Source organism: Micromonospora sp. A200 (genome assembly GCF_029893845.1).
Classification (GTDB): Bacteria; Actinomycetota; Actinomycetes; order Mycobacteriales; family Micromonosporaceae; genus Micromonospora; species Micromonospora purpureochromogenes.
The window spans coordinates 238,582-258,886 of the sequence record NZ_JARXXY010000002.1; the positions used below are offsets into that span (position 1 = coordinate 238,582).

Consider the following 20,305-nt stretch of genomic DNA (forward strand, 5'->3'; position numbering starts at 1 on the left):
ACATGTGGCAACGCCGGACGCACCTGCTATATGCCCGCCCCTGAGGTGGCAAAAGTCGGGGGCGGATGCCGGGCGACCTCGGCAGGCGGGTAGAAATGCCTGGCGAGCCGCTCAGCGTCGACGGAGGGACCCCGTGGCAATCACCCGACTACCGAGTGCCGGATTCTCGATCACGATCCGGATCGCGGTGCCCGCGGACGCCTCTTCGATCGGCCGGCTGACCACCGCGGTCGGTGAGGCCGGCGCGATCGTCACCGCCCTCGACGTGGTCGACTCCGACCCGACCAGCGTCATCGTCGACCTCACCTGCGACACCGCCGACGCCAGCCACGCCGACCAGGTGGTCGACGCGCTGACCGCGCTGGACGGCGTGGACGTGCGCAAGGTCTCCGACCGGACGTTCCTGCTGCACCTCGGCGGCAAGATCGAGGTCAGCCCGAAGGTGGCGCTGCGCACCCGCGACGAGCTGTCCCGCGCGTACACCCCGGGGGTGGCCCGGGTCTGCATGGCGATCGCCGAGAACCCGGCGGACGCCCGCCGGCTGACCATCAAGCGCAACACCGTCGCGGTGGTCAGCGACGGCTCGGCCGTGCTCGGTCTGGGCAACCTCGGGCCGGCCGCCTCGCTGCCGGTGATGGAGGGCAAGGCGGCGCTGTTCAAGCGCTTCGGCGGGGTGGACGCCTGGCCGGTGGTGCTGGACACCCAGGACACCGACGAGATCGTGCAGATCGTCAAGGCGATCGCCCCCGCGTACGGCGGGATCAACCTGGAGGACATCGCCGCGCCGCGCTGCTTCGAGATCGAGGCCCGGCTGCGCGAGGCGCTGGACATCCCGGTCTTCCACGACGACCAGCACGGCACCGCGATCTGCGTGCTGGCCGCGCTGACCAACGCGCTGCGCGTGGTGGGCAAGCAGCTCCCGGACGTCCGGGTGGTCGTCTCCGGAGCCGGCGCGGCCGGCACCGCGATCATGAAGCTGCTGCTGCGCCAGGGCGTGGGCGACATCATCGCGTACGACCGGCAGGGCGCCCTGCACCGCGGCCTGACCGGGCTCAACCCGGCCTGGCAGTGGCTGGCGGAGAACACCAACAAGGAGAACTACGCCGGCGACCTGCCCGGGGCGGTCCGCGGCGCGGACGTCTTCATCGGGGTGAGCGCGCCCAACCTCCTCACCGGCGACGACATCGCCACGATGGCGAAGGACGCGATCGTCTTCGCGCTGGCCAACCCGGACCCGGAGGTCGACCCGCGGGAGGCGCGCAAGCACGCCGCGGTCGTCGCCACCGGCCGGTCGGACCAGCCGAACCAGATCAACAACGTGCTCGCCTTCCCGGGCGTCTTCCGGGGCATGCTCGACGCGCACGCCGAGGAGTTCACCGAGGAGATGGCGCTCGCCGCGGCCCGGGCCATCGCGGACGTGGTCGGCGAGGAAAAGATCAACCCGACGGTGATCGTGCCCAGCGTCTTCGACTCCCGGGTCGCCCCGGCGGTCGCCGCCGCCGTCCGCGCCGCCGCCCAGAACCCGGCCACCGCGCCGCGACCGGCCGCCGACTCCGGCCCGGCCGACCTCCCCGAGATCGCCGCCAACGCCAGCGCGACCCCCTGACGCCCGCCTTCCGGGTGCGGTTGTTGTCGCTGAAGCGACAACAACCGCACCCAGACCTACGCCCTACGCGTTGATCATGAAGTCGGCCGCCCGGAAATAGAACAAACGACCAGTCAACCTCATGATCGCCGCAGCGCCCGGGGGCCCGCGGCGTTGATCAAGAAGTGTGCGTCGACGGGCCGACGGCTCAGGGGAGCAGGGTGGCGGGGGTGATGGTGCCGGTGGCCACCAGGACGGCCGGGCCGGCCAGCCAGCAGGAGTCGTGGGTGACGGTGACCGTCAGGCGACCGCCGGGGACGTCCACCGCGACCGTGCCGGTGTCCCGGGCGGCGTCGCGCAGGGCCACCGCGGCCACCGCGCAGGCGCCGGTGCCGCAGGAGAGCGTCTCGGCGGAGCCCCGCTCGTAGACCCGCATCAGCACGTGCCCGTCGGTGCCGGCGACCGGCTCTCCCGAGGTGATGAACTCGACGTTCACCCCGGCCGGGAAGACCCCGGCGTCGTAGTCGGGCGCGTGGGTCAGGTCGAGGGTGGCCAGCTCCAGCCCGGCCGGCAGCGCACAGACCAGGTGCGGGTTGCCGACGTCCACCGCCGCGCCGGGCAGGGTCAGCCCGCCCAGGGTGGCCGTCGAGGCGTCGTACACCCGGGGGCGGCGCATCTCGACGGCGATGGCGTCGGCCTCGATGCGCGCGCGCACGACGCCGGCCCGGGTGGCCACCGGCAGCGCCGCGCCGGCGGGGGTGGCCAGCCCGGTCTCCAGCAGGTAGCGGACGAACACCCGGGCGCCGTTGCCGCACATCTCCGCGAACGACCCGTCGGAGTTCCAGTAGTCCATGAACCACTCGGCCTCGGCCGCCAGGGCGGCGCCCTCCGGATGCTTCGCCGCCCGCACCACCCGCAGCACGCCGTCGCCGCCGACGCCGCGCCGCCGGTCGCAGATCGCGGCGACCAGCGCGGGCGTCAGGTCGAGCGCCCCGTCCGGATCGGGCAGGATGACGAAGTCGTTGCCGGTGCCGTGGCCCTTGGTGAACTCCACGCCCCCATCATCCCCGATGGTCGTCGACCATCCGCAGCGCAGTGTCGACAACCGCCGGCGAGGCCGAGTCGAGCCAGTGGATGCGCGGGTCGCGGCGGAACCAGGAACGCTGCCGGCGGACGAAGCGCCGGGTGGCCCGGATCGTCTCGTCGTGCGCCTCCGTCTCGGTCAGCTCCCCGGCCAGGAAGCGCAGCACCTGCTGGTAGCCGAGGGCGCGGCTGGCCGTGCGCCCCTCGGGCAGGCCGTGGCCGACCAGCTCACGGGTCTCCGCGACCAGCCCGTCGGCCCACATCCGGTCCACCCGCAGCGCGATCCGCTCGTCCAGCAGCGCGGTGTCCAGGTCGACGCCGAGCTGCACCGACGGGTAGTACGGAGTCGGTTCGGGCAGCGAGGCGGTGAACGGCGCCCCGGTCAGCTCGATCACTTCGAGGGCCCGGACGATCCGCCGGCCGTTGCCGGGCAGGATGCCGGCCGCGGCGGCCGGGTCGGCCTCCGCCAGCCGGGCGTGCAGCGGGGCCGGCCCCACCGCCGCCAGCTCCGCCTCCAGCCGCTGCCGCACCGCCGGGTCGGTGCCGGGGAACTCGAACTGCTCCAGCACCGCCCGCACGTACAGCCCGGAGCCGCCGACCAGCAGCGGCACCCGGCCCCGGGCCAGGATGTCGTCGACCGCCGCGCGGGCCAGCCGCTGGTACTCCGCGACGCTTGCCGGCTCGGTGACGTCCCAGATGTCCAGCAGGTGGTGCGGCACGCCCTCCCGCTCGGCCGGGGTCAGCTTGGCCGTGCCGATGTCCATGCCCCGGTAGAGCTGCATCGAGTCGGCGTTGACCACCTCACCGTCGAGGGCGTGCGCCAGGGCGATGCTCAGCGCGGACTTGCCGGCGGCGGTCGGACCGACCACCGCCACGACCGTGCCGGTCACGCCGGCTCCCAGGACGCCACGACGTAGGCAACGCCGTAGGGCGCCGAGTAGTGGCGCAGCGCGCCCCGCCAGTCGCCGCCGGCCGCGCGGACCGCGCCGGCCAGCACCTGCCAGGGCGCCCGTCCGGCCACCCGCAGCTGCGCCGACAGCACCGGGTCCAGGCCGAGCAGGGCGTCGGCGTCCGCGTCGGCCAGGGCCCGGGCGACCCCGTCGTCGTACGCCTCGGCGCGCGGGTCGTCGTAGCCGGGCGCCTGCCGGCCCCGGCACGCCGACCCGTCCCCCAGCACCAGCAGCGCGACCCGGCGATCGGGCTCGCCGGCGAGTGCCGCCCCCAGCTCGGCGCAGTCCGCCGGCGACAGGTCGGTCGCCACCGACCGGGCCAGCCGGGGCAGCGGGGTTCCCGACCGGCCGATCAGCCAGGCGCCGATCGTCAGGCTCAGCGGCAGCCGCTCGCCGCCGGCGCAGTTGGTCTTCCCGAGCGGGACGCGCCGGTCCAGCCCGTACGCCCGCAGCGAGCCGAAGTCCGCCGCGTCGAAGGTGGCGGTCCGTGGCCCGGCGCCGACCAGCAGGAGCACGTCCGGCGCGGCGGTGAGCAGCCCGGTGACGGCGTCGTCACAGGCGGCGCGGAGGTCGTCCAGCTCAGCGACGGCGGCGCCGGCCAGCTCGGGCACGATCAGGGGCGGGTGGGGGCAGACGGCGGCGGCGACCAGAGGCACGGGTTCACGGTAGCCGGACGCGCCGGTGCGTCCCCGGGCCGATCCGGTCATTGCAGCGGTAGGACACCGTATGGTCACGGTCGACGACAGGCGCTTCACACTCACGGGGGCGGACCTGTGACAATGCCGGGAGTAACTTGGCTGCGCCGTGGCGGCGTTCGCGGGGTCCGTCCCGTAGACGCCGGGAGAACGAGGATGGGCACATGAGCGACTGGACTGCCTTCGGACGGGTGGACGCGGACGGCACCGTGTACGTCAAGACCGCCGAGGGCGAGCGGGTGGTCGGATCCTGGCAGGCGGGTGCCCCCGAGGAGGGGCTGGCCCACTTCGCCCGGCGCTTCGCCGACCTGGTGACCGAGGTGGACCTGACCGAGGCCCGGCTCAACTCGGGTGCGGCGGACGCCGGCCACTCCCTGACCACGATCCGCCGGATCCGCGCCTCGCTGGCCGAGGCGCACGTGGTCGGCGACATCGACGCCCTGGCCACACGGCTGGACAAGCTCGCCGGCGTCGCCGAGGAGAAGGCCGGTGAGGCCAAGGCCGCCCGGGACGCCGCCCGCGGCGAGGCGCTCGCCCGCAAGACCGCCTTGGTCGAGGAGGCGGAGAAGCTGGCCGCCGAGTCGACCGGCTGGAAGACCGCCGGTGACCGGCTCAAGGAGATCCTCGACGAGTGGAAGACCATCCGCGGGGTCGACAAGAAGGCCGACGGTGAGCTGTGGAAGCGGTTCGCCGCCGCCCGGGACGGGTTCACCCGCCGCCGGGGCGCCCACTTCGCCTCCCTCGACCAGCAGCGCAAGCAGGCGCAGACGGTCAAGGAGGAGCTGGTCGCCGAGGCGGAGAAGCTGAAGGACTCCACCGACTGGGCGGCCACCGCCAACCAGCTCAAGGAGCTGATGAACCAGTGGAAGGCCGCGCCGCGCGCCTCCAAGGAGGCCGAGCAGAAGCTCTGGGAACGGTTCCGGGCCGCCCAGGACGCCTTCTTCAGCCGGCGTAGCGAGGTCTTCTCGGCCCGCGACAACGAGCAGCGGGCCAACCTGGAGCGCAAGCAGGCCCTGATCGCCGAGGCCGAGGCGCTGGACGTCGACGCCGACCCGAAGGGCGCGCAGGCCAAGCTGCGGGAGATCCAGGCGCAGTGGCACGAGGCCGGTCGGGTGCCGCGGGAGGCCGCCGCCGGGCTGGAGCGGCGGCTGCGGGCCGTGGACGACAAGGTCCGCGAGGTCATGGACTCGGCCTGGCGGCGGACGACCAAGGAGGACAACCCGCTGCTCGCCCAGATGCGGGCGCAGGTGGCCGAGGCCGAGGAGCGGCTGGCCCGGGCGCAGGCCGCCGGGGACGCCCGCCGGATCAAGGAGGCCGAGCAGGCGCTCGCCTCCAAGCGGCAGTTCCTCCAGCTCGCCGAGCAGGCCGGCTGACGCCGTAGCGTTCCGGGAGCCCCGGTCCCTCGACGGGACCGGGGCTCCCGCGCATCCGCCCCCACCCCACACCCCCAGATCCACGCACATACCGAGAAAGCGGGCTCATTCCGCGACGGATAGGCCCGCTTTCCGGGAAAGTGCGCCCGGGGTGGGTCGGGGGTGGGCCGGGGGTGCGGGTGGGAAAGCGTGGTCCTGGTGGGGGCGGTTGACGGCATCGAGGTGTGCTGATCAGAATGGGCGGCAGAGCCAGGTCAGGCCCCGGCGCGAGGGCATCGACGGTGGACACCGCCGTGGGGAGTCGCCGGTGTCCGTAGCGAGTGGAGGCGTCCGCGGGACGCCGTCCGCCGCGCACTGCCCGCGTACCCGCGGAAGAGCGCGGCCACCCACCTGGCCCTCCGCCCCTCGCGCAGCCTGACCATGGCGTGGCGGGGCATCCGAAATGGAGCTCGCATGCACCGAACCACCGCCCTCGGCGGCGCGCTCACCGCGCTCGCCACCGCCGCGGCCGGCGTCCTCGTCGCCGCCGCCGTCAGCACCACCTCGGCGGCCGCCGCCGTCGGCGGCACCGGCACCGGCTACCTGCACACCAGCGGCAACAAGATCGTCGACAGCACCGGCGCCACGGTCCGGCTCACCGGCATCAACTGGTTCGGCATGGAGACGGACAACAAGACGTTCCACGGGCTCTGGTCGAGCAACCCGTGGCGCGGTCAGCTCGACAAGATGGCCAGCCTCGGCTACAACACGCTGCGCATCCCCTACTCCAACGACGCGCTGAAGCCGGGGGCGACCGCCAGCGGGATCAACGACTTCGTCAACCCCGACCTGGTCGGGCTCTCCCCGTTGCAGATCCTCGACAAGGTGATCGACTACGCCGGCGGCAAGGGGATGCGGGTCATCCTGGACCGGCACCGGCCGACCGCGGCCGGGCAGTCGCCGCTCTGGTACACCTCCACGGTCTCCGAGGCGACCTGGATCAACGACTGGAAGATGCTCGCCCAGCGGTACGCGGGCAACCCGACCGTGATCGGCGCGGACCTGCACAACGAGCCGCACGCCGAGGGCACCAACCCGGCCGCCACCGGCGCCTGCTGGGGCTGCGGGGACACCGCCCGGGACTGGCGGCTGGCGGCCGAGCGGGCCGGCAACGCGATCCTCGGGGTGCAGCCGAACTGGCTGATCTTCGTGGAGGGGGTGAGCTGCCCCAGCGGCGGGCTGTCGAACGTCTGGGACGGCGACACCAGCAACGACGAGGACTGCGGCTGGTGGGGCGGCAACCTCACCAAGGCCAAGGACTTCCCGGTCCGGCTGAACGTGGCGAACCGGCTGGTCTACTCACCGCACGAGTACGCCACCTCGGTCTACCGCCAGACCTGGTTCGACGCCCCCGACTACCCGGCGAACCTGCCGGCGATCTGGGACAAGTACTGGGGTTACCTGCACAAGCAGAACATCGCGCCGATCATGATGGGCGAGTTCGGCAGCACCCTCGTGGACCCGAAGGACAAGGTCTGGCTGGAGAACCTGATGGCCTACGCCGGCACCGGGGTCAACGGAATGTCCTTCACCTACTGGTCCTGGAACCCGAACTCCGGTGACACCGGCGGCATCGCGCTGGACGACTGGACGAACATCAACACCACCAAGCAGGCCATCCTCCAGCCGTACCTGATCCCGCCGGTGGGCGGCGGTGGCCCGTCGCCGACGCCGACCACCCCGGGCCCGACGCCGACCACCGCGCCGACCGGCGGCTGCACCGCCAGCTACCAGCAGGTCAACGCCTGGCAGGGCGGCTTCCAGGGCGAGCTGACGGTGAAGAACACCGGCACCGCCGCGGTGAACCCGTGGTCGGTGACCTGGACCTGGCCGTCCGTGAGCCTGGCCAGCGGCTGGAACGCCACCGTCACCCAGTCCGGCACGACGGTCACCGCCGCCGCACCGGACTGGTCGCGGTCCCTCGCGGCCGGGGCGTCCGTGACGATCGGCTTCACCGCCAACGGCGCGGCGTCCCCGCCGGGCACGGTGAAGCTCAACGGCACCGCCTGCTGACCGCCCCCGACACGCCGACGGCCGGGGCCTCCGTGGAGGTCCCGGCCGTCGGCGGTGGCGTCAGTGCGCGGCGCAGCCGGTCGCCGGCGCGGGCGCCGCGGCCGGCGCGCCGACCGTGGGCAGCCCGAGCAGCACCCCGGGGGTACGCGGGGAGCGGCCCGCCTCGGCGGCGTCGCCGGCCCGGGTACACCGGTGCGACAGCGGCTCGCCGTCGGCGTTGAGGTGGTGCGGGGCCGCGTACGTCACGGCGGTGTGCACGATGTCGCCGGGACGGATCTGCCCGGCGTACGAGCCGGCGTCGAAGTGGACCAGCCGCCCGTCGCGGGCGCGGCCGGACAGCCGGCCGGTGCGCTCGTCCTTGCGCCCCTCGCCGACGGCGACCAGCACCTCGACGGTCTCCCCCACCAGGCGCTTGTTCTCCGCCCAGGTGATCTCCTCCACGCAGGCGATCAGCCGCTCGTAGCGCTCCTGCACGACCTGCTTGGGCAGCTGGCCGTCCATGGTGGCCGCGGGCGTGCCGGGGCGCTTGGAGTACTGGAAGGTGAACGCCGAGGAGAACCGGGCCTCGCGGACCACGTCCAGGGTGCGCTGGAAGTCGGCCTCGGTCTCGCCGGGGAAGCCGACGATGATGTCGGTGGTGATCGCCGCGTCCGGCATCGCCGCCCGGACCTTCTCGATGATCCCCAGGTACTTCTCGGACCGGTACGAGCGGCGCATCGCGCGCAGCACATCGTCGGAGCCGGACTGCAACGGCATGTGCAGCGAGTGGCAGACGTTCGGCGTCTCGGCCATCGCGGCGATCACGTCGTCGGTGAAGTCCTTCGGGTGCGGGCTGGTGAACCGGACCCGCTCCAGCCCGTCGATGTCACCGCAGGCGCGCAGCAGCTTGCCGAACGCGTACCGGTCGCCGAACTCCACGCCGTAGGAGTTGACGTTCTGCCCGAGCAGAGTCACCTCCAGCACGCCCTCGTCGACCAGGGCGCGCACCTCGGAGAGGATGTCGCCGGGGCGGCGGTCCTTCTCCTTGCCGCGCAGGGAGGGCACGATGCAGAACGTGCAGGTGTTGTTGCAGCCCACCGAGATCGACACCCAGCCGGCGTACGTCGACTCGCGCCGGGTGGGCAGCGTGGAGGGGAAGACGTCGAGGGATTCGAGGATCTCCACCTCGGCGGCGGTGTTGTGCCGGGCCCGCTCCAGCAGCACCGGCAGCGAGCCGATGTTGTGCGTGCCGAAGACGACGTCGACCCAGGGCGCCTTGCGGACGATGTCGCCGCGGTCCTTCTGGGCCAGGCAGCCGCCGACAGCGATCTGCATGCCGGGGTGCTTGTCCTTCACGGGGCGCAGATGACCCAGGTTGCCGTAGAGCCGATTGTCGGCGTTCTCCCGGACGGCGCAGGTGTTGAACACCACCACGTCCGGGTTGTCGTCGACCTCGGCGGCGCGCACGTAGCCGGCCTGCTCCAGCAGGCCGGAAATGCGCTCGGAGTCGTGCACGTTCATCTGGCAGCCGTAGGTGCGCACCTGGTAGGTGCGCGGGCTGCTGGCGGCTGCGGTAGTCATGACGTGCACAGCGTATCCGGGCCGACCGGGTGGACCCGAACGAGGAGGAGCCATGTGCCGAAGCATCAAGACCCTGCGTGAGCCGTACGTGCCGGAGGTGACGCCGGCCGACATCGAGGCGGCGGCGTTGCAGTACGTCCGTAAGATCTCCGGCTTCCGCGCCCCGGCCGCGCACAACGCCGAGGCGTTCGACGCGGCGGTACGCGCGGTGGCCGCCGCCACGGCGACCCTGCTCGACCAGTTGCAGGTCCGCGGCTCCCGCCCGGCACGGGCCGGCTGAGCAGGGGCCGCCCGGCGCGGGCCGGCTGAGCAGGGGCCGCCCGGCGCGGGCCGGCTGAGCGGGGGCCGGCTGAGCCCGGGCCGGGTCAGTCGGGGCCGGCTGAGCGGGGGCCGGCCCCCGGCGGGGGGCGGCAGCCGCGGCGAGGTCAGGCCGCGGCGAGGGCCGGATTGACCGAGTCGGGCGCCCAGCGCGAGCGGTGGCACCGGGACCAGCCCCGGCAGCCGGGATGGGCCAGCGTGCAGAGCCGCTGGTTGCTGAGCACCTCGCCGTCGTCGGTCTCGGTCACGTCGAAGTGCACCGGGCGGATCGTGCCGTCCGGCGCGACCAGCAGGTGCCGGCCGGCGTCGAGGGTGTCGTCGGTCAGCAGGCAGTTGCGGTCCAGCAGCCGGGCCAGCGCGGCGATGCTGGTGCGCTCGTTCAGCCGCTCGGGCACCCCGTAGCAGTCCACCACCGTGCCGAACTCCCCCGGCGCCTCCCACACGTCGCAGATCACCGCGTACGTGGGCAGCCGGGCCGGGTCGGCGACGGCGAGGGGCATCACCACCCGACCGAGCGCCTCGGCCAGCGCGGGGTACACCTCCACGGGTGCCGCCCCGTCGATTCTCCAGTTCCACAGCTCGGTCATGCCGCCTCCTCGCTGCGTTCGTCCCACCGGCCTCCGGATCGGGCCTTACTGACGATGGTGGGGTGCATTTGACCTCAGCCGGGGGCAAGTTACCGGTCTGTGACCATTACGGGCAAAATTTCCTCGGGCGCCGTTGCACCGAGTAGCGGGAAGGTGACAGTTTATCGGGTATGGTGCCCGATCCGGGCAACCGGGGCCGGCCGGCTCCTGTCGGGTTCGCGCCGCCGCGGCTCCTCCTCGGGGGGCGGCGGGCGGCGTCAGCGGAGCATCCCCGGGCGGACCGGCGGGCGGCGTCAGCGGAGCATCTTCGGGGGACCGGCGGGCGGCGTCAGCGGAGGACGAGGCGGTGCTTGCCGGCGGGCAGCAGCTCGCCGACCACGGTGCCACCGGGGACCTCGCCGGCGACCAGCAGCCCGCCGGAGGTCTGCGCGTCGGCGAGCAGCAGCCGGTCCGCCTCGGCGGTGGACCCGAAGTCGGTCCACGAGGTCACCCAGTCCAGGTTGCGCCGGGTTCCGCCGCTGACGTACCCGTCCCGGACGGCCTCCCGCGCGCCCGGCAGGTACGGCACCCGGGCGGTGTCGATCGCGACCGTGAGGCGGCTGGCCCGGGCCAGCTTCGCGGCGTGCCCGAGCAGGCCGAAGCCGGTGACGTCGGTGCCGCAGCGAATGCCGGCCGCCACCGCCGCGCGGGCGGCGTCGGAGTTGAGCGCGATCATCGAGGCGACCGCCTCGGCGAACCGCTCGCCGGTCCGCTTGTGCCGGGTGTTGAGCACCCCGACGCCGAGCGGCTTGGTCAGCGACAGCGGCAGGCCGGCCCGGCCGGCGTCCAGGGTGATCAGCTCCTCGGGGCGGACCACGCCGGTGACGGCCAGGCCGTACTTGGGGCCGTCGTCGTCGACGCTGTGCCCGCCGGCGAGGTGGCAGCCGGCCTCCCGGGCCACGTCCTGCCCGCCGCGCAGCACCTCGCGGGCCAGCTCCAGCGGGAGCACCTCACGCGGCCAGCAGAGCAGGTTCAACGCGACCAGCGGGGTGCCGCCCATGGCGTACACGTCGGAGAGCGCGTTGGCGGCGGCGATCCGGCCCCAGTCGTACGGGTCGTCGACCACCGGGGTGAAGAAGTCGGCGGTGCTGACCAGCCCGGTCCGCTCGTCCAGGCGGACCACCGCGGCGTCGTCGCCGTGGTCCAGCCCGACCAGCAGGTCGGCGGTGCCGGCGGCCGGGCCCAACCCGGCCACCATCGCCTCCAGCTCGCCGGGCGGGATCTTGCAGGCGCAGCCGCCGCCACGGGCGTAATCGGTCAGGCGGACCCGGTCGGTCATCCCCACATGATCTCGGCGGAGCGCCGCCACCGCCACTCGGACTCCCCGCGACGGGGCGGAATTCGGACTCCTGGGCACGGCCGGCAGTGGTGTTACCGCTCCGTGACCAACCAGGTTGCGTTCCGCCACTTCACCCCGCCTACAGTTGCCCAACCGGGGGTCGACCGACCCCGCTTCCGGGACAGACGACAGGGACGGTGTACGACGTGACGACGGGCGAACCGCTCATCGTGCTGGACGGGGTCAACAAGTACTTCGGCCCGCTGCACGTGTTGGACGACGTGTCGCTCTCCGTCGGCAGGGGCGAAGTGGTCGTGGTGATCGGCCCGTCCGGCTCCGGCAAGTCGACGCTCTGCCGGACGATCAACCGGCTGGAGCCGATCAACTCCGGCACCATCACCTTCGACGGGCAGCCGCTGCCCGCCGAGGGTCGGGCGCTGGCGAAGCTGCGCAGCGAGGTCGGCATGGTCTTCCAGTCGTTCAACCTCTTCGCGCACAAGACGATCCTGGAGAACGTCACCATCGGCCCGATCAAGGTGCGCAAGGAGAAGTCGGCCGTCGCCCGCGAGCGCGGCCTGGCCCTGCTGAACCGGGTCGGCATCGCCAACCAGGCCGACAAGTACCCCGCTCAGCTCTCCGGCGGCCAGCAGCAGCGCGCCGCGATCGCCCGCGCGCTGGCCATGCAGCCCAAGGCGATGCTCTTCGACGAGCCGACCAGCGCGCTCGACCCGGAGATGGTGGGCGAGGTGCTGGACGTGATGACCTCGCTGGCCCGCGACGGCATGACCATGGTCGTGGTGACCCACGAGATGGGCTTCGCCCGGCACGCCGCGAACCGGGTCATCTTCATGGCCGACGGCCAGCTCGTCGAGGACGCCCCGCCGGCCGAGTTCTTCGCGAACCCCCGCAGCGAGCGGGCCAGGGACTTCCTCTCCAAGATCCTCACGCACTAGGCGTCCGTACGTGGAGCACGCCGTCCTCCGGCGGGCTCCGTCCAAGAAGGAGATGAGTATGCGTATCAAGCGCGTAGCCGCGCTCGCGGCGGCCGCCACGCTGGCGCTCGGGATGGCCGCCTGCGGCGGCGATTCCGACGAGGGCACCGGCGCCGGCAGCAAGTCGTTCGCCGCCGGCAGCACCATGGAGAAGCTCAACAAGGCGCAGAAGATCAAGATCGGCACCAAGTTCGACCAGCCGGGCTTCGGTCAGAAGGGCCTGTCGGGCAAGCCGGAGGGCTTCGACGTCGAGGTCGCCAAGATCATCGTCAAGGAACTCGGCATCCCCGAGGACAAGATCGAGTACGTCGAGACGCCGTCGAAGGTCCGTGAGGACGTCATCGTCAACGGCACCGTCGACCTCGTCGCGGCGACGTACACGATCAACGACAAGCGCAAGGAGCGCATCGCCTTCGCGGGCCCGTACTACGAGGCCGGCCAGAACATCCTGGTCAAGAAGGACGACACCACGATCACCGGCCCGGACTCCTTCAAGGACGGCACCAAGAAGGTCTGCTCGGTCACCGGCTCGACCCCGGCCGAGACGATCAAGCAGTACGTCAAGGACGTCGCCACCCAGCTGGTGCTCTTCGACACCTACGACAAGTGCCGGGACGCCCTCAACGGCGGCCAGGTCGACGCCGTCACCACGGACAACGTGATCCTGCTCGGCTACATCGCCAAGAACGAGGGTTCCTTCAAGCTCGCCGGCGACAACTTCACCAAGGAGCCGTACGGCATCGGGGTGAAGAAGGAGGACGCCGCGTTCCGTACCTTCATCAACGACACGCTGGAGAAGGCGTTCGCCGACGGCAGCTGGAAGAAGGCCTGGGACGACACCGCCGGCAAGTTCGGCGCGGAGCTGGGCAGCGCCCCGACCGTCAACCGCTACTGATCTGATCCTTCGATCGCAGAGGGTGGGGAGGAACACCGACCCGTGAACGTGCTCATCGACAAGTTCGACGTCTTTGCGGGTGGTTTCTGGCTCACCCTCCAGATCTGCGTACTCGCCGCGATCGGCGCCCTGATCCTGGGCGCCGTCGTGGCGGTACTCCGCATCTCCCCGGTGCCGCCGCTGCGCGCGGTCGGCACCGGGTATGTGAACGTCTTCCGGAACATGCCGCTGACCGTGGTGATGTTCTTCGCCGCCTTCGGCCTGCCGGCGCTCGGCTCCAACGCCGACTTCCTGCGCATCCCCGGGCTGGATGGGGTGTTCAGCCGGCTCGACACCGACCTGCCGTACTTCCGCTTCGCCCTGATCGCCCTGGTGCTCTACACCGCGGCCTTCGTCTGCGAGGCGCTGCGGTCCGGGGTGAACGCGGTGCCCGCCGGTCAGGCCGAGGCGGCCCGCTCGCTCGGCCTGACCTTCGGCCAGAACCTGCGCTACGTGGTGCTGCCGCAGTCCTGGAAGGCCTCGATCGTGCCGCTCGGCTCGGTCATCATCGCGATGATCAAGAACTCGGCGCTGGCCGGCTTCTTCGGGGTCGTCGGCGATCTGTCGGCCACGGCCGACCAGCTCACCGGCGCCGAGGGCTACGCCTTCATCCCGGTCGCCATCGGCATCTCGATCGGCTACCTGATCATGACCGTGCCGCTCGGCGCCCTGCTGGACCGGATCGAGAAGCGACAGGCGGTGGCCCGATGAGTCAGCAGACCAGCGTCCTCTACGACGTCCCCGGCCCCCGCCAGCAGCGGATCACCCTGATCAGCAGCGTGATCGCCGGGGTGGCCCTGCTCGTCGGGGCGTACTTCCTGGTCTACCGGCCGCTGGACGAGAAGGGCCAGTTCTCGATGGAGCTGTGGGGGCCGCTGGTCGACCCCTCCAACGAGAACTTCTCCCTGGTCTGGGAGCGGATCGGCCTCGGCTTCAAGAACACCCTGATCGCGGCGGCGCTGGCCATCGTCGCGTCGCTGGTGATCGGGACCCTGCTGGCCGTGCTGCGCATCCAGCTCAAGAGTCTGACCCGGCGCCGCTTCACCGGGCTGGCGACGCCGGTGGCGTACCTGCTGCGCGGGCTGAGCCTGCTGCTGTCGGCGGTCACCCGGGTCTGCGTCGAGGTGTTCCGCGGCCTGCCCGTGGTCATCACGATCTTCTTCGTGGCTCGCGGCTTCCCCGAGTTCGGCGCCTCGTTCGACACGCTCTGGTACCTGGTGATCGGCCTGACCATCTACAACTCGGTGGTCATCGCGGAGATCCTCCGCTCCGGCATGGAGGGGCTGCCTGGTGGGCAGGCGGAGGCCGCCGCCGCGATCGGCCTCTCCCCGCTCCAGGTCACCCGCATGATCCTGCTGCCGCAGTCGTTCCGGATCATGCTGCCGGCGCTGATCAGCCAGCTGGTCGTCGTGCTCAAGGACACCTCGCTGGGCTTCATCATCAGCTACGAGGAGACGCTCAACATCGGCAAGCAGATCATCGGCGTGCTGGGCAACCCGATCCAGGTCTACGTCGTGATCGCCGTGCTCTTCATCGTGGTCAACTACTCGCTGTCGAAGCTGGCGCAGTACCTCCAGCGCCGGCTCTCGCAGGGCCGCAAGACCGCCAACACCCCGGCCCAGAACCCGCCGCCCGCGGCGCTCATCTCGCAGGCCGAGGGCGGCGGAGGCGGCGCCGGCGGAGGCGCTTGAGCCGCGCCGCACCGACCATCAGGGCCGCCCCGAACGATTCGGGGCGGCCCTTCGGGTAATCCACTCGGCCCGCGAGCTGCGCGGGCCGCCCCGACTCAGCGGGCGATCTCGGTGACCCGGGACTCGCGGACCACGGTCACCCGGATCTGACCCGGGTAGGTCAGCTCCTCCTCGATCTGCTTGGCCACGTCCCGCGCCAGGACCGCCGCGCCGATGTCGTCGACGTCCTCCGGCTTGACCATCACCCGGACCTCCCGGCCCGCCTGCATGGCGAAGACCTTCTCCACGCCGAGCTTGCCGGCCGCGATCTCCTCGATCCGCTCCAGCCGCTTGACGTACGCCTCCAGGCTCTCCCGCCGGGCGCCCGGTCGCCCGCCGGAGCAGGCGTCGGAGGCTTGGGTGAGCACCGCCTCGATGGTCTGCGGCGGCACCTCGTTGTGGTGCGCCTCGATGGCGTGCACCACGTCCTCAATCTCGCCGTACTTGCGGGCCAGGTCGGCGCCGATGATGGCGTGCGAGCCCTCCACCTCGTGGGTGAGCGCCTTGCCGATGTCGTGCAGGAACGCGCACCGCTTGATGGTGGGGATGTCCAACCGCAGCTCGGCGGCCATGATCCCGGCGATGTGCGCGGTCTCCACCAGGTGCTTGAGCACGTTCTGCCCGTACGACGTCCGGTAGCGCAGCCGGCCGAGCAGGGTGACCAGCTCCGGGTGGATCTCGGTGATGCCGACCTCGACCAGGGCGTCCTCGGCGGCCCGGTGGCAGAGCTCCTCGACCTCCTGGCGGGCCAGGTCGTGCACCTCCTCGATCCGGTGCGGGTGGATCCGGCCGTCGAGGACCAGCTTCTCCAGGGTGAGCCGGCCGACCTCCCGGCGTACCGGGTCGAAGCAGGACAGCAGCACCGCCTCGGGGGTGTCGTCGATGATCAGGTTGACCCCGGTGACCGACTCGAAGGCGCGGATGTTGCGCCCCTCCCGGCCGATGATCCGCCCCTTCATCTCGTCGCCGGGCAGGTGCAGGACGCTGACCACGCTCTCCGCGGTCTGCTCGCTGGCCACCCGCTGGATGGCGTCCACCACGATGTGCCGGGCGCGCTGCTCGGCGGTGTTGCGGGCGTCGGACTCGATGTCCCGCACCAGCAGCGCGGCCTCCCGCTTGGCCTGGGTCTCGATCGCCTCGATCAGCTCCGCCCGCGCGGCGTCGGCGGTCAGCCCGGCGACCCGTTCCAACTCGCGGCGGCGCTGCTCCTCGGCGGCGGCCAGCTCGGTCTCCCGCTCCACCAGCCCGGCCTCCCGCCGCGCCAGTTCGGCGCTGGCTGCGGTGAGCTGCCGTTCCCGCTCGGCCAGGCGCTCGACCTCCTCGGTGTGCAGCCGCTCCCGCTCGTCCATCCGGGCGGCCCGGCGTTCCACCTCGGCGGCCTGCTCGCGGGTGGTGGCGGCGAGAACGGCCACCTCCCGCTCGCCGCTGCGCCGGGCGGCGGTCCGCAACTGCTCGGCGTCGGCCTCGGCCTGCCGGTGGGCCCGCTCCAGGATGGTGTCCGCCTCGGCGCGGGCGTCGTCGAGCACCCGGTGGGCCTCGGCCCGGGCCGACTTCGCCTCCGCCTTCGCGGCGGCCGCCTCGGTCCGGGCGGCGGCCGCAGCGGACTTCGCCACGTCGATGGTGCTGTTCGCCTCGTCGGCGGCGCTGCGCAACGCCGCCAGCGACTGCTCCTGGCGGTCCTTCTCGGCGATGAAGGCCGGGTCCTCCGGGGCCGGGGCCGCGCGGAAGCCGCGGAGCGTGCGGACGCCGAAGAGCACCGCGCCCACGACGACCAGCGCCAGCAGCAGCACGGCGACGAGCAGCACCACCTCGACGCCGCTCATCTCGGCGCCCCGGCACTGTCGCGCGCGAGGTCGGACCGCCCTACGCCACCGGCGGACCCCCGACCACCGACACCCCCTGGGGACCCGTGGTCCCTGTGCCGCCCCGTCATGGCCGCCTCCCCTGAACGTCGACACCGTGGAGGTTCGTGCCGGCGGGCACGCGCCTCCACGGCCCTGGACGCCCGACCGAGCGGCTGGCCGCGGGTACAGCTCTCCGTCGGCGGTGCCCCGCAGGGCATCGTCGACCGCCGGGTGCAGTTGTCGGATCGGCTCCGGACCGGCTGTCCGGAGCGACCGTCAAAGGCCGGTGGAGCTGGCCAAAGTGATGCTGTTCTGTTACGCGATCTATGTTGTGCGCTTAGCCTGCGCTGGTCGGGCAATGTGAGCCTGTAGGGCGAGGCTAGGTCGCCGAGGGCCGTTCGGTCAAGGAGTCATGATCAAACCCCCCGAACGGAGCGAAGTTGACCCGTCACCGGCTGCTGATGGCATGACGGACAGCAGCGGACAAACGACCCGGCGAGCCGGGGTGCGCGTCCCCTTCCGGACCTGCTCACGGCCCCGCCGGGGGCCACCGGGAGCGCGGGATCTGGAGGGGTCGAGGGCGCGGGTCAGCGGGCGCCGAGGGCGCGGAGTTCAGCAAGCGCCGAGGACGCGGGCGGCGGCGACCAGGGCGGCGTTGTCGGGGGCGGGAGCGCCGTCGGGGAGGCCGAGGGTGTCCTCAAGGCCGATCCGGGTGTCCAGGCCCCGGCGTACCGCCTCGGCGAGCAGCGACCAGGCGGCGGCACCCTCGCCGTGCAGCAGCACCGGCGGGCCACCCGGGGCGAGCAGCGCGAGCATGGCGTCGGCGTCGGCCAGTGCCCGGCTCGGGTCGTCCGGGGTGCACTCGACGAGAATCCGCCCGACCGGCACCCGCCACGCCTGATGGGCGCGGACGGCCTGCGGGGTCCAGAGGCCGGCCTCGACCAGCACGCCCCGCTCGTGCAGCGCGGCGGCGACGGCCTCCGCCCCCTCCTCGTGCGCGTTGACCGACGCGAAGTCGGGCAGCATCGTCCAGGCCCGTACGGCGGCGACCCGGGCGGCCGGGTCGGGCTCGATCCACGCCCCGGTGCTCACCCCGACGGGGAGCCCGGGCCGGGCGGCCCGGACGGCGGTCACCGCGTCGGCGATCACCGCCGGCGCCATCGACTCCACGCCGGAGGCGTCGCGGGGGTGGACGTGCACGGCGGCCACGCCGAGGGCGGCGCAGCGGTGCGCGTCGGCGGCCAGCTCGGCCGCGGTGACCGGCACGCCAGGATGCTCGTCGTGGCCCCGGCCACCGTTGAGACACGCCTTCAACACCGGATCATCCTCCCCGCCCGGACGCCACCGGCATGGTCAGCACCGGGCGTCTCACGGACGGATCGGGTCAGCGGGTGGCGGGTCAGTCGGCGGCGCGGGCGTCCCGATCCAGTTCGCCCTCGGCCTCGGCCAGGGCGTCGGCGTCGATCTGCTCGGCGAACTCGGCCGCCTCGGCGCTCTGCGCGGCCAGCGCGTCCTTCACCGCGCGGATCGCCGCGCCCGGCGGGTAGCCCTTGCGGGCGAGCATCCCGACCAGCCGGCGGAACACCGCGTCCGGTTCGCCCCGGGCGGTGCGCAGTTTCCGGTCCACCAGGGCGCGGGCGGTCTCCGCCTCGGTCTCCTCGTCCAGCTCGCCGAGCGCCTCGCTGGCCACGTCGCCGTCCACGCCGCGCTGGCGCAGCTCGTTGGCCAGCGCCCGGCGGGCCAGGCCCCGGCCGGTGTGCCGGCTGGAGACCCAGGCGCGGGCGAAGGCGGCGTCGTCGATGATGCCGACCTCGTCGTACCGGTCGAGCACGTCGGCCGACACCTCGTCGGAGATGCCCCGCTTGGCCAGCGCACCGGCCAGCTCGGCCCGGGTACGCGGGCGCACCGAGAGCTGCCGCAGGCAGATCTCCCGCGCCACCTCGGCCTCGTCGCGCGGTGGGGCCGGGGTCGCCTCCGGCTCGGTCTCGTCGGACCGGCCACGACGACCCCGACGGGGCCGTGGGGTGGTGCCGTCACCCGCCCGGGGCGGGCTGGCATCCCAGCCCCGCCCCGTGCGGGCGCGTCGTCCTGCCACTTAGCCGGCGGCCGATCAGAAGTCGACCGGCGGCAGCTCGGGGCCGCCGGCGGCGTCGCCCGCGCCGACTCCGACGCCGAGCTTCTCCAGGATCTTCTTCTCGATCTCGGCGGCCACGTCCGGGTTCTCCTTGAGGAACTCCCGGGCCTTCTCCTTGCCCTGGCCGAGCTGGTCACCGTCGTAGGTGTACCAGGCGCCGGACTTGCGGATGATCGCCTGCTCCACGCCGACGTCGATCAGCGAGCCCTCGCGGGAGATGCCCTTGCCGTACATGATGTCGAACTCGGCCTGCTTGAACGGCGCGGCGACCTTGTTCTTCACGACCTTGACCCGGGTGCGGTTACCGACCACGTCGGTGCCGTCCTTCAGGCTCTCGATGCGGCGCACGTCGAGTCGGACCGAGGCGTAGAACTTCAGCGCCCGACCACCGGTGGTGGTCTCCGGGCTGCCGAACATCACGCCGATCTTCTCGCGGAGCTGGTTGATGAAGATCGCCGTGGTGCCGGTGTTGTTGAGCACACCGGTGATCTTCCGCAGCGCCTGGCTCATCAGCCGGGCCTGGAGGCCCACGTGGCTGTCGCCCATCTCGCCCTCGATCTCGGCGCGCGGCACCAGGGCGGCCACCGAGTCGATCACGACGATGTCGATCGCGCCGGAGCGGACCAGCATGTCGGTGATCTCCAGCGCCTGCTCGCCGGTGTCCGGCTGGGAGACCAGCAGGGCGTCGGTGTCGACGCCGAGGGCCTTCGCGTAGTCCGGGTCGAGCGCGTGCTCGGCGTCGATGAAGGCGGCGATGCCGCCGGCCCGCTGGGCGTTGGCCACCGCGTGCAGGGCGACCGTGGTCTTACCGCTGGACTCGGGACCGTAGATCTCGACGACCCGGCCGCGGGGCAGACCGCCCACGCCGAGCGCCACGTCGAGCGCGATCGAGCCGGTGGGGATCACCGAGGTCTGGATGACCGGCCGCTCCCCCAGCCGCATCACCGAACCCTTGCCGAACTGCTTGTCGATCTGAGCGAGAGCAAGGTCGAGTGCCTTCTCCCGATCGGGCCCTGCGGCCATGTTTGCCACCCCTGCCTTCGCCGGCGTCTTTCCTGAGCTTCGCGTCACGCGGGACACGCTAGGCGCTGGGTCCGACAGAAAACCAGCCGACGGGCCGTGAGCTGTGGACGAGCACCCCGCTGTGGAC

General features: G+C 72.5%; 18 protein-coding genes. 8 read left to right on the forward strand and 10 right to left on the reverse strand.

What is annotated here, in order from left to right; all coding sequences use genetic code 11:
• Window positions 1-133 precede the first annotated feature (133 nt).
• Window positions 134-1,606 carry an NAD-dependent malic enzyme gene (locus M2302_RS03025; protein ID WP_280836423.1) on the forward strand — a complete coding sequence of 491 codons (1,473 nt, stop codon included), beginning with the start codon at window positions 134-136 and terminating at the stop codon, window positions 1,604-1,606.
• A 187-nt stretch (window positions 1,607-1,793) separates the two neighbouring features.
• On the opposite strand, the gene dapF is transcribed toward M2302_RS03025, so the two are convergent.
• The 3 genes from dapF to M2302_RS03040 are packed head-to-tail and all read right to left on the reverse strand — an operon-like array spanning window position 1,794 to window position 4,325.
• Window positions 1,794-2,639 carry a diaminopimelate epimerase gene (dapF, locus tag M2302_RS03030; protein ID WP_280836424.1) on the reverse strand — a complete coding sequence of 282 codons (846 nt, stop codon included), beginning with the start codon at window positions 2,637-2,639 and terminating at the stop codon, window positions 1,794-1,796.
• 7 nt (window positions 2,640-2,646) lie between these two features.
• Window positions 2,647-3,558 carry a tRNA (adenosine(37)-N6)-dimethylallyltransferase MiaA gene (gene miaA, locus M2302_RS03035; protein WP_348529397.1) on the reverse strand — a complete coding sequence of 304 codons (912 nt, stop codon included), beginning with the start codon at window positions 3,556-3,558 and terminating at the stop codon, window positions 2,647-2,649.
• Entirely contained in the window at window positions 3,555-4,325 is a 771-nt protein-coding gene (locus M2302_RS03040) for a hypothetical protein (RefSeq protein ID WP_280836425.1), read from the reverse strand. Before M2302_RS03040 ends, miaA begins: the two co-directional genes overlap by 4 nt.
• 152 nt (window positions 4,326-4,477) lie before the next feature.
• Between M2302_RS03040 and M2302_RS03045 the strand changes: the two genes are divergently transcribed.
• On the forward strand, window positions 4,478-5,686 hold the full coding sequence (locus M2302_RS03045) for a DUF349 domain-containing protein (protein ID WP_280836426.1): 1,209 nt from the start codon (window positions 4,478-4,480) through the stop codon (window positions 5,684-5,686).
• 453 nt (window positions 5,687-6,139) lie between these two features.
• Entirely contained in the window at window positions 6,140-7,738 is a 1,599-nt protein-coding gene (locus M2302_RS03050) for a cellulase family glycosylhydrolase (RefSeq protein ID WP_280836427.1), read from the forward strand.
• Between the two features lie 60 nt (window positions 7,739-7,798).
• Here M2302_RS03050 and miaB read toward each other — a convergent pair whose 3' ends face one another.
• Window positions 7,799-9,298, reverse strand: a complete 1,500-nt coding sequence (gene miaB, locus M2302_RS03055; RefSeq protein ID WP_280836428.1) for a tRNA (N6-isopentenyl adenosine(37)-C2)-methylthiotransferase MiaB — start codon at window positions 9,296-9,298, stop codon at window positions 7,799-7,801.
• Window positions 9,299-9,350: 52 nt separating this feature from the next.
• Here miaB and M2302_RS03060 point away from each other — a divergent pair, with 52 nt between their 5' ends.
• Window positions 9,351-9,578 (forward strand): DUF2277 domain-containing protein, encoded by a 228-nt coding sequence (locus M2302_RS03060; RefSeq protein WP_154942825.1) that lies wholly within the window; start codon window positions 9,351-9,353, stop codon window positions 9,576-9,578.
• Between the two features lie 145 nt (window positions 9,579-9,723).
• Here M2302_RS03060 and M2302_RS03065 read toward each other — a convergent pair whose 3' ends face one another.
• Together M2302_RS03065 and selD are read right to left on the reverse strand one after the other, a co-directional pair.
• Complete coding sequence (locus M2302_RS03065) at window positions 9,724-10,203, reverse strand: hypothetical protein (RefSeq protein WP_280836429.1); 480 nt, start codon at window positions 10,201-10,203, stop codon at window positions 9,724-9,726.
• Between the two features lie 328 nt (window positions 10,204-10,531).
• Window positions 10,532-11,521, reverse strand: coding sequence for a selenide, water dikinase SelD (gene selD / locus M2302_RS03070; RefSeq protein ID WP_280836430.1), 990 nt, complete (start codon window positions 11,519-11,521; stop codon window positions 10,532-10,534).
• 197 nt (window positions 11,522-11,718) lie between these two features.
• Here selD and M2302_RS03075 point away from each other — a divergent pair, with 197 nt between their 5' ends.
• The 4 genes from M2302_RS03075 to M2302_RS03090 are packed head-to-tail and all read left to right on the forward strand — an operon-like array spanning window position 11,719 to window position 15,138.
• On the forward strand, window positions 11,719-12,474 hold the full coding sequence (locus M2302_RS03075) for an amino acid ABC transporter ATP-binding protein (protein WP_280836431.1): 756 nt from the start codon (window positions 11,719-11,721) through the stop codon (window positions 12,472-12,474).
• A 58-nt stretch (window positions 12,475-12,532) separates the two neighbouring features.
• Entirely contained in the window at window positions 12,533-13,408 is an 876-nt protein-coding gene (locus tag M2302_RS03080) for a glutamate ABC transporter substrate-binding protein (RefSeq protein ID WP_280836432.1), read from the forward strand.
• Between the two features lie 42 nt (window positions 13,409-13,450).
• Entirely contained in the window at window positions 13,451-14,158 is a 708-nt protein-coding gene (locus M2302_RS03085) for an amino acid ABC transporter permease (protein ID WP_280836433.1), read from the forward strand.
• On the forward strand, window positions 14,155-15,138 hold the full coding sequence (locus tag M2302_RS03090) for an amino acid ABC transporter permease (RefSeq protein ID WP_280836434.1): 984 nt from the start codon (window positions 14,155-14,157) through the stop codon (window positions 15,136-15,138). The genes M2302_RS03085 and M2302_RS03090 overlap by 4 nt, the downstream gene beginning before the upstream one ends.
• A gap of 95 nt (window positions 15,139-15,233) precedes the next feature.
• Here M2302_RS03090 and rny read toward each other — a convergent pair whose 3' ends face one another.
• The 4 genes from rny to recA all read right to left on the reverse strand — a co-directional run bounded on the left by rny (window position 15,234) and on the right by recA (window position 20,178).
• Window positions 15,234-17,000: a ribonuclease Y gene (rny, locus tag M2302_RS03095; RefSeq protein ID WP_280836435.1), complete on the reverse strand. Its 1,767-nt coding sequence runs from the start codon at window positions 16,998-17,000 to the stop codon at window positions 15,234-15,236.
• Between the two features lie 633 nt (window positions 17,001-17,633).
• The gene (locus M2302_RS03100) at window positions 17,634-18,338 is read right to left on the reverse strand and encodes a 3-keto-5-aminohexanoate cleavage protein (protein ID WP_280836436.1); all 705 of its coding nucleotides are present in this window, start codon (window positions 18,336-18,338) and stop codon (window positions 17,634-17,636) included.
• Between the two features lie 82 nt (window positions 18,339-18,420).
• Window positions 18,421-19,116: a regulatory protein RecX gene (locus M2302_RS03105; protein WP_280836437.1), complete on the reverse strand. Its 696-nt coding sequence runs from the start codon at window positions 19,114-19,116 to the stop codon at window positions 18,421-18,423.
• 15 nt (window positions 19,117-19,131) lie between these two features.
• Entirely contained in the window at window positions 19,132-20,178 is a 1,047-nt protein-coding gene (recA, locus tag M2302_RS03110; protein WP_088963361.1) for a recombinase RecA, read from the reverse strand.
• Between the last annotated feature and the right edge of the window lie 127 nt (window positions 20,179-20,305).

Bases quoted from the DNA above. Each gene is read 5' to 3' on its own strand.
- M2302_RS03090 (WP_280836434.1), top strand. From the start codon at position 14,155: ATGAGTCAGCAGACCAGCGTCCTCTACGACGTCCCCGGCCCCCGCCAG.
- M2302_RS03045 (WP_280836426.1), top strand. From the start codon at position 4,478: ATGAGCGACTGGACTGCCTTCGGACGGGTGGACGCGGACGGCACCGTG.
- M2302_RS03050 (WP_280836427.1), top strand. From the start codon at position 6,140: ATGCACCGAACCACCGCCCTCGGCGGCGCGCTCACCGCGCTCGCCACC.
- recA (WP_088963361.1), bottom strand. From the start codon at position 20,178: ATGGCCGCAGGGCCCGATCGGGAGAAGGCACTCGACCTTGCTCTCGCT.
- miaB (WP_280836428.1), bottom strand. From the start codon at position 9,298: ATGACTACCGCAGCCGCCAGCAGCCCGCGCACCTACCAGGTGCGCACC.
- M2302_RS03040 (WP_280836425.1), bottom strand. From the start codon at position 4,325: ATGACCGGATCGGCCCGGGGACGCACCGGCGCGTCCGGCTACCGTGAA.
- M2302_RS03065 (WP_280836429.1), bottom strand. From the start codon at position 10,203: ATGACCGAGCTGTGGAACTGGAGAATCGACGGGGCGGCACCCGTGGAG.
- rny (WP_280836435.1), bottom strand. From the start codon at position 17,000: ATGAGCGGCGTCGAGGTGGTGCTGCTCGTCGCCGTGCTGCTGCTGGCG.
- M2302_RS03080 (WP_280836432.1), top strand. From the start codon at position 12,533: ATGCGTATCAAGCGCGTAGCCGCGCTCGCGGCGGCCGCCACGCTGGCG.
- selD (WP_280836430.1), bottom strand. From the start codon at position 11,521: ATGACCGACCGGGTCCGCCTGACCGATTACGCCCGTGGCGGCGGCTGC.
- M2302_RS03060 (WP_154942825.1), top strand. From the start codon at position 9,351: ATGTGCCGAAGCATCAAGACCCTGCGTGAGCCGTACGTGCCGGAGGTG.